This window comes from Paractinoplanes durhamensis (genome assembly GCF_016862175.1).
Lineage (GTDB): Bacteria > Actinomycetota > Actinomycetes > Mycobacteriales > Micromonosporaceae > Actinoplanes > Actinoplanes durhamensis.
In genome coordinates this window covers 107,991-115,984 of record NZ_BOML01000025.1, presented here as the reverse complement: position 1 = coordinate 115,984, position 7,994 = coordinate 107,991, and the positions used below count along the sequence as shown (strand labels likewise).

At 69.9% G+C, this 7,994-nt stretch carries 7 protein-coding genes; all 7 read right to left on the bottom strand.

What is annotated here, in order from left to right; translation table 11 throughout:
* Positions 1–147: 147 nt before the first annotated feature.
* The 7 genes from Adu01nite_RS15405 to Adu01nite_RS15375 all read right to left on the bottom strand — a co-directional run bounded on the left by Adu01nite_RS15405 (position 148) and on the right by Adu01nite_RS15375 (position 7,954).
* Positions 148–1,761, bottom strand: coding sequence for a sulfatase-like hydrolase/transferase (locus Adu01nite_RS15405; RefSeq protein ID WP_203727516.1), 1,614 nt, complete (start codon positions 1,759–1,761; stop codon positions 148–150).
* Between the two features lie 122 nt (positions 1,762–1,883).
* Entirely contained in the window at positions 1,884–3,338 is a 1,455-nt protein-coding gene (locus Adu01nite_RS15400) for an aldehyde dehydrogenase family protein (RefSeq protein WP_203727515.1), read from the bottom strand.
* Between the two features lie 9 nt (positions 3,339–3,347).
* A complete protein-coding gene (locus Adu01nite_RS15395; protein ID WP_239132432.1) occupies positions 3,348–4,340 on the bottom strand; it encodes a branched-chain amino acid ABC transporter permease in 993 nt (330 codons plus the stop codon).
* Positions 4,337–5,221 carry a branched-chain amino acid ABC transporter permease gene (locus Adu01nite_RS15390; protein ID WP_203727514.1) on the bottom strand — a complete coding sequence of 295 codons (885 nt, stop codon included), beginning with the start codon at positions 5,219–5,221 and terminating at the stop codon, positions 4,337–4,339. The genes Adu01nite_RS15395 and Adu01nite_RS15390 overlap by 4 nt, the downstream gene beginning before the upstream one ends.
* Complete coding sequence (locus tag Adu01nite_RS15385; RefSeq protein ID WP_203727513.1) at positions 5,218–5,934, bottom strand: ABC transporter ATP-binding protein; 717 nt, start codon at positions 5,932–5,934, stop codon at positions 5,218–5,220. The genes Adu01nite_RS15390 and Adu01nite_RS15385 overlap by 4 nt, the downstream gene beginning before the upstream one ends.
* On the bottom strand, positions 5,931–6,656 hold the full coding sequence (locus tag Adu01nite_RS15380; protein WP_203727512.1) for an ABC transporter ATP-binding protein: 726 nt from the start codon (positions 6,654–6,656) through the stop codon (positions 5,931–5,933). The genes Adu01nite_RS15385 and Adu01nite_RS15380 overlap by 4 nt, the downstream gene beginning before the upstream one ends.
* Positions 6,653–7,954 carry an ABC transporter substrate-binding protein gene (locus tag Adu01nite_RS15375; protein WP_203727511.1) on the bottom strand — a complete coding sequence of 434 codons (1,302 nt, stop codon included), beginning with the start codon at positions 7,952–7,954 and terminating at the stop codon, positions 6,653–6,655. Before Adu01nite_RS15375 ends, Adu01nite_RS15380 begins: the two co-directional genes overlap by 4 nt.
* Between the last annotated feature and the right edge of the window lie 40 nt (positions 7,955–7,994).

The following is a 7,994-nucleotide window of genomic DNA, read 5'->3' as shown; positions in this document are numbered from 1 at the left end:
CCTTGGCGCGGGTGCTGCGCCCGACATCCTGGAAATCGGGGCCTCGGCGTGGGGGAGTGCAGAGCCCGAGATCCTGGAGATCGGGTGAGCGTGGCGCTGGGTTCCGGGGCGGGGACCGAGCGGAGCGTCAGCATCAGCTCGCGCGTATCAGCGGTGGGGCATAGCCACTCCGCCCTGGCTGCGGAATGCGGTGAAGAAGCGGTCGCGGAACTGGTCCATCTGCCACACCGGCGTGGACGCGGCCGGCTTCAGGCCGTCGGCCCAGTTCCAGTCGGCGAGGCGGTCCAGCACCTTCGGGTCGTGGGCGATGATCGTGACCGGGATGTCGTGGCTGGCGTTGTTGCCGCTCACGATGGACATCGGCTGGTGGTCGCCGAACATGATGACGACCAGGTCCTTGTCGCCGTACTTGGTCGCCCACGAGATCAGGTTGTCGACCGAGTAACCGATCGACTTGGCGTACTGGAGCTGGGTCTTCGAAGGGTTGCTCCACAGCTCCTGGCGGTTCAGGGCGTTCGCGGCGTAGGACGAGCCGTCGCCGATCTGGTCCCAGGGCAGCGTCTGCGGGATGGCGGTCCACGGCTCGTGGCTGGAGGTCAGGGTGATCTCGGCCATCAGCGGCTTGGTGCGCTTGGCGTAGGCGTTCCGCTGGAAGAAGTCCAGCGTGTACTGGTCGGGCATGCGTGACCAGCCGAACCGCTCACCCTGGTAGCCCATGTTCCGGGAGTCGTAGATGGTGTCGTAGCCGTAGAACGACGCCTCCGGCCAGGCGACCGTGTTGCCCGGCTCGACGCCCACCGTCTGCCAGCCCGCGTCGTGGAACGCGCTGGTCAGGGTGATCCGGTTGCTGGCGGTCAGCTGGTGGTAGCGCTGCTGGCTGTTGATCCACAGGCCGGACTGGAACGACGCGTGCGCGAGCCAGCTGCCCCCGCCGTACGTCGAGGAGGTCAGCCAGCCGGTCTTGGCCGCGAAGCCGGCGTCGGTGAGCTTCTTCTGGTTGGCGTCCAGGACCGGGTTGACCACGGCGCTCATCGCCGGGTCGGTGAGCGCGCTGCGGCCGTAGCTCTCCACCACGCCGATCAGCACGTCCTTGCCGTCCAGGCCGCTGACCAGGTCGGTGGGCGGCACCCCGCGGAACGGGTCGCTGTCCGCGGCCTCGGCGAAGTGGCGCTGGTCGCGGATCGCCACCGGCACCGACTTGGCCGTGCTCTTGAGCAGGTCGGCGGCGCTGTCCGAGGCGACCGGCGCGTTCGGGAACAGGGTGATGCCGCTGATCGCGAGCGCCACCCACACCGCGGTCAGGCCGACCAGGGTGCGCCGGGCCGGGTTGGCGTAGCGGGCGGTCGCCGCGGCCAGCCGCAGCGCGGCGAAGGTGCAGGCGACCAGCGCGACCACGGCGAGCAGGATCGCGGCGGCGACGGCCAGGTTCGCGTACGTCCGGCCGTCGGTCTCGGTCAGTGCGTTGTAGCCGTCGCGCAGCAGCGGCGGGTCGAGGACCAGGTCGAAGCGGCGGCCGAGGACCTGCCGGAAGCCGACGTTGAGGACCTTGAGGATCACCACGACGCCGAGGCCGAGCCCGAACAGCGCGGCCACCGGCCGTCGCCAGCGCGGGGACAGGGCCAGGACGATCGCGCCACCGATGATGATCTCGATGGGTACGCGGAGGAAAGCCCCCTCGATGAAGGTGCCGGGTTTCATCCGGCCGATGGCGTCGGGTACTACCAGGGCCAGGTAGACGAGGACGGCGGCAGCGACGGTCATGGCGCTCCCGAGCAGGATGCGCCACCGGGACCGGGGTGTCGACGGCAAGATCAGCAGCCCTTCGGTCGGGGGCGGCACGATCCCGCCCACCCCCGGCAGTACGGGCGAGCGGCACGAAGGGTTCAGAACGGAAAGGATCTTCCCGAGTCGCGCAGCGTGATCCATTGAAGTTCGGTGAAGTCTTCGCCGGCGAACTGCAGGCCGAAGCGCCCCCAGCCGGAATCCTTGACGCCGCCGAACGGCATGTGGGGTTCGTCATTAACGGTCTGGTCGTTGATGTGCACGATGCCGACCTCGAGCCGCCGGGCCAGATCGAGGGCCCCGTACGTGTCGGCCGAGATGATCCCGGCGGTGAGCCCGAACCGCGACGAGTTGGCCCGGCGCAGCGCCTCCTCCGGCCCGTCGACGGTTTCCAGCAGCGCGACCGGCCCGAACGTCTCCTCGAACGCGATCTCCGCCTCCGGCGGGACGTCGGTGAGCACGGTCGGCGGGTAGCAGGGCGGCACCGGCGTCCCGCCGGTGAGCAGCCGCGCGCCCAGCGACACCGCCTCCTCGACCCGCCGGGCGACCAGGCTCAGCGCCCACTCGTTGATCAGCGGGCCGACCACGGTGGCCGGGTCGCGCGGGTCGCCGATCGGCAGGCCGGCGACCTTGTCTATGAAGCGGGCGGTGAACTCCTCGGCGATCGACCGGTCGACGATGATCCGGCGGACGCACATGCAGATCTCGCCCTGGTGGACGAACGCCCCGTAGGCGGCGGCGTCGACGGCCAGGGACAGGTCGGCGTCGGCCAGCACGATCAGGGCGTTGTGCCCGCTCAGCTGCAGGACCGGGCGCTTGAGATGGCGGGCGGACAGCTCGGCGAGCCGGCGGCCGGTGATCGTCGACCCGGTGAAGCTGATCCGCCGGACCAGGGGGTGGGTGACCAGTTCCTCGGCGATCATCCCGGCGTCCCCGGGGGCGTGGGTGACCACGTTGACCGCCCCGGCCGGCAGCCCGGCCTCGGCGAACACCTCGGCCCACAGCGTGCCGCCGGTGATCGGCGACTCCTCGCTCGGCTTCAGCACGATCGTGTTGCCGAGCGCGAGCGGCCCGACGATGGCCCGGCCGGCAAGGGCGAGGGCGGCGTTCCACGGCGCGATCGCCGCCACCACCCCGACCGGGCGGCGCACGGCCAGGGCCCGCGAGCCGGGCTGGTCGGTCGGCAGGATCTGCCCGGTCGGCTGGTGGGCCAGGCCGGCCGCCTGCCGCAGCAGGGCGAGGCTGAAGTCGAACTGGACGCCGGCGAAGTGCGACCCGCATCCGGTCTCGGCGGCGAGCAGGTCGATCACCTCGGCGCGGCGCCGGGCCAGCGCGTCGGCGGCCCGGATGAAGATCAGCTGCCGGTCGGTCGGGGCCAGCGCCGACCAGGCCGGGAACGCGGCGTGCGCGGCCTCGATCGCCACCCGGGTGTCCTCGGCGTCACCGGAGGCGACCTCGGCGAGAACCGTCCGGCTCCACGGGTCGTGATCGGGGTGCCGCCGCCCGTTGATCGAGGCGACCCGCTCGCCGCCGATGTGGTGCAGCACCGTGATCATGACGCGATGCTATCGGGCCGGACGCAGCGCGTATCCGACCGGAAGCAGCCGGAACGGCAGTCGATCGTCGGCGAGACTCCACAGCCCGCGCGGCAGGAACAGGGCGAACGCGATCGCCACCACGCCGAGGCCGATCAAATACCACGCCCCGTACTGCGCGAACCAGTCCTGCAGCAGGAAGAACAGGATCGCGCCGAGGATCGGCCCCTCGTAGGTGCCGATCCCGCCGACCAGCACCATGAACAGCATGTAGGCCGACCACTGCACGCCGAAGATCGACTGCGGCTGGATGAACAGCGTGTTCGCCAAGGTCAGCGCGCCGGCAGCCCCGCAGCCGAACCCGGCCAGCACGAACAGCATGAATTTCAACGGCTTGACGCGTACGCCGAGGGAAGCCGCCGCCTCCTCATCGTCGCGGATGGCCCGGATCGCGGCGCCGCTCCGCCGGCGCAGCAGCAGGAAAACCAGGGTGAGCAGCAGCAACGTGAACGCCAGGGTCAACCAATAGGTGTACGCGCGGCGCCAGTCGGGGGTGATCGCGTTGAGACCGCGCAGCGACACGCCGGTGCCGCCGCCGAGCTCCTCGTCCAGCGCGACCAGCAGCGCCAGGGCCTCGGCGACCACCCAGGTGCCGACCGCGAACTGGCCGCCGCGCAGCCGCAGCAGCAGCGGTGCGAGCGCGATCGCCAGGATTCCGGAGGCGACGGCGGCCAGGACGATGGCGAGGTAGGCGGGCACGTCACGCTGGGTGAGGAAGATCGTTGCGTACGCTCCGAAGCCGATGAACGCCTGCTGACCCACCGAGACGAGCCCGCCGTAACCGGCCAGGACGTTCCACATCATTGCCATGATCAACAGGGTGCAGAGCGTGGTGAGCTGCTGGACGATGTCGGTCCGGAACGCGAACGGCACCCCGAACATCGCGATCCCCACGACGACCAGCACCGACGCCGAGATCCGGGTAGGCGTGCCGGAGCGGATCACGGTCCATCGCTCGCTCATGCCGTGGCCTCCCGCCGAAAGGCGAACAGCGATCGCCCGCGCGGGCTGGCCAGGACGATCAGGAAGACCAGGTGGCCGGCGAGGATCGAGTACTGCGGGTCGATCGTCGCGCCGATCGTCTGGGCCACGCCGAGGACCATGCCGCCCCAGAGCGTTCCCCACAGCGAGCCGAGGCCGCCGATCACCACCGCCTCGAACGCGAAGATCAGCTGGGTCGGGCCGCTGGACGCGTCGAAGGTCGAGCGCACCGCCAGGAACACCCCGGCCAGGGTGGCGGTGGCGACGGCGATCGCGGTGGCCTTCGCGTACACCGAAGAGGCAGGCACCCCGACCAGCGCGGCCGTGTCCGGATCCTGGGCGGTCGCCCGCATCTCGCGGCCGAAGGCCGTGCGGCGCAGCAGCAGATGCAGCCCGCCGAGCACGAGCACCGCGGTGGCCAGGATCAGCACCCCCAGGTAGGACAGCGAGATCTGGTCGGTCAGCCGCCAGCTTCCGGTGGCGATGCCACCGGCGGCGCCGCCGAGCGAGCGAACATCCGGTGAGTACGCCTGGAGCAGCGCGTTCTGCACCACGATGGCCAGACCGAACGTGGTCAGCAGCGGGGTCAGCGGTCCACCCCGCAGGCTCCGGGCGAGCACCGTGCGGTGCAGCAGGTAGCCGACGATCAGCATGACCGGCAGGGCCGGGATGAGCGCGACGAACGGACCGGCGCCGAGGTGCGTGGTCAGCGACCAGACCAGGAAGGCCCCGAGAACGGCCAGGTCACCGTGCGCGAGATTGATGATCCGCATGACCCCGAAGATCAGCGACAGGCCGCAGGCGAACAGCGCATAGAGCCCGCCCAGAAAAACACCCTGCAAAACCGCATTTGCGTACGTCATGGCTGCCTCGCCGCGTTGAACCCGAAGTAGGCGGTGACGACCTCGTCGCGGGTCAGGCCCGCGGTCGGGGCGTCGAGCACGATCCGGCCCTCGAGCAGGCAGATCACCCGGCCGGCGGTGGACAGGGCACGGTTGAGGTCCTGTTCGACGAGCACGACCGTGGCGTCGTCGTCGTGCAGGGCGGCGAGGTTGGCGTACACCTCCTCGACGGCCTTGGGGGACAGGCCGAGCGAGACCTCGTCGATCAGCAGGAGCCGGGGGTTGGTCATCAGCGCCCGCGCGATGGCCGTGGCCTGCTGCTGACCGCCGGAGAGGCGGCTGGCCAGGCGTCCCCGCAGCGGACGCAGTGCCGGGAAAGCCTCCAGGATGGTGTCGAGATTCCATCGGCCGGGGCGGGCGCGATGCCCGGCGACCAGGAGATTCTCCTCGACCGTCATCTCCGGGAACAGCTTGCGGCCCTCCGGGACCAGCGCTATTCCGCGGCGGACCCGGTCATGAGCCGCGACCCCGGCGAGGTCTTCATCTGCGTACACAATAGTTCCGGTGGAAAGCGGATGGGCGCCGGCCAGCGTGCGCAGGAGCGTGGTTTTGCCGGCGCCGTTGGCGCCGATAAGGGCGAGAATTTCGCCCTCGGCGACGTCGAAACTCACGCCGCGGACGGCGTTCAGCAGGCCGTGGCGAGCACCGAGATCGGTGGCGCGCAACAGGGTCATGAGGTCGCCTTTCCGAGGTACGCGTCGATCACTACCGCGTCCTTGAGGACCTCGGCCGGGTCGCCGTCGGCGATGACCCGGCCGGTGTCCATGCAGACCAGACGATCGACCACCTGAACCAGGACGTGCACGATGTGCTCGATCCAGACGATCGCGGTGCCGCCCTGCTTGATGTGCCGGACGGCGTCGACCAATTCGGCCGCCTCGGCATCGGTCAATCCGGCGCCGATCTCGTCGAGAAGCACCACCTTCGGCGTGGTGGCCAGGCAGCGCGCCAATTCCAGCCGCTTACGGTGCAGAAGGCCGAGACTCTCGGCCCGGCGATTGGCGATCTCGGCGAGCCCGCATTCGTCGAGCACATCGGCGGCCCGCGCATAGGCCCGGCGGCCTTTCAGATCGCCGCCGTAGGAGGCGGCGACCACCACGTTCTCCAGGACGGTCATGCCGCCGAACGGGCGTGGGACCTGGAAAGCCCGGCCCACCCCCATCCGGCAGCGCTGATCGGGGCGCGTGCGGGTGACGTCGCGCCCCTCGAACCGCACCGTCCCCTGCTGCGGCCGGATCGCGCCGGCCAGGACGTTGAGCATCGTGGTCTTGCCGGCGCCGTTCGGGCCGACGATGCCGACCGCCTCGCCCGGCTGCACCGCGAAGTCGACACCGTCGAGCACCTGTAGGTCACCGAAGCGCACCGACAGGCCGTGACCGTCGAGAACCGTGGTCACGCGCCGTATTCCCGCAGCTTGGCGGCGACCGGCACGTTCGGGTCGGACGAGTTCTCCACCAGTACGAACTCGACCTGGTAGCGGCTGTCCGTCGACTTGATCCACTGGCCGCCGAGGATCGGGGTGGCGACCACGTTGGCGTTCGGGCCCTTGCCCCACTGCAGCCGGCCGATCGGCGTCTCCACGTCGAGGCTGCCGATCGTCTTGGCCAGGCCGGCCTTGTCCTTCGGGTCGCCGGTGGCCTTCAGCGCGGCCGCGGCCACGTCGAACAGCGCCAGGCTCGGGCCGAGCTGCTGGTTCCACTGCTTGCCGGCCTGCTGGTAGCCGTCGCCCAGATCCTTGCTGCTGATCCCGGTCAGCGAGGACTTGTAGGGGTAGGTCGGCGCCCAGTACGCGCCGCCGGCGATGTCGATGCCGATCGGGCCGAGCGCCTCCACCTGGGACGGGAAGAGGCCGGTCTTCGCCACCTGGCAGATCTTCGGCCGGTAGCCCTGCTGGGCGGCCTGCCGCCAGAACGTCGCGAAGTCCGGCGGGATCGGGAACGTGTTGAAGATTTCGCAGTTCTCCGCCTTGAACCGGGCGATCTGCGCGGAGAAGTCGTTGGTGCCGTCGGTGTAGGCGCCCGGGTCGACGATCGTGTAGCCGGACTTGGTCAGCAGTGGGCCGAGGGCGGCGCGGATGGCGTTGCCGTCCGAGTCGTTCGGCCACATCACGCCGACCTTCTTGTTCGTGGTGACCTGCGGCCATTCGTGCGTGTACATGTTGTGGAACTGCTCGACGCCGAAGCAGAAGTGGTAGGTGAACTTGTAGGCGTTCTGGTCGGTCGGCTTGGCGCCGCGGCCGAAATACCAGGCCTCCCACGGGACGACGGTCGAGACACAGGGGACGCCGGCCGCCTCGCAGGCGTCGCTGACCGGGTTGACCGTCTCCGGGGTGCTGGTGGTGAGCATCAGGTCGACCTGGTCGCCGTTGATCAGGTCGTTGGCCACCTGCGCCGAGCGCTGGGGGTTGGACTGGCTGTCGCGGTCGAGGATCTGCACGTCGTAGCCCGTGGCGCCGCTGATTGCCTTTTTGGCAAGATCAAGAACGTACGCATCCGGCTCGCCGAAGCTCGCCGCCGCTCCCGTACGCGGGCTGACGAATCCGATTTTTAGGTTTTTCTTGGTGTTTTCGGTTTTGGGGGAACTGCCGAGGCCGCCGCACGCTGCGAGCAACGGGCTGGCGGCGGCGAGGGAGATGCCGAGGCCGGTCGCGCGGAGAACGTCGCGCCGGGTTGGTCCAGTCGAACTGACGTCCATGGATTGCCTCCTGGCGAGGACTGGTGCCGAGGAAGTTAGG

Coding starts and splice junctions, on each gene's coding strand:
- Adu01nite_RS15405 (WP_203727516.1), bottom strand. CDS start 1,761: ATGACCGTCGCTGCCGCCGTCCTCGTCTACCTGGCCCTGGTAGTACCC.
- Adu01nite_RS15400 (WP_203727515.1), bottom strand. CDS start 3,338: ATGATCACGGTGCTGCACCACATCGGCGGCGAGCGGGTCGCCTCGATC.
- Adu01nite_RS15395 (WP_239132432.1), bottom strand. CDS start 4,340: ATGAGCGAGCGATGGACCGTGATCCGCTCCGGCACGCCTACCCGGATC.
- Adu01nite_RS15390 (WP_203727514.1), bottom strand. CDS start 5,221: ATGACGTACGCAAATGCGGTTTTGCAGGGTGTTTTTCTGGGCGGGCTC.
- Adu01nite_RS15385 (WP_203727513.1), bottom strand. CDS start 5,934: ATGACCCTGTTGCGCGCCACCGATCTCGGTGCTCGCCACGGCCTGCTG.
- Adu01nite_RS15375 (WP_203727511.1), bottom strand. CDS start 7,954: ATGGACGTCAGTTCGACTGGACCAACCCGGCGCGACGTTCTCCGCGCG.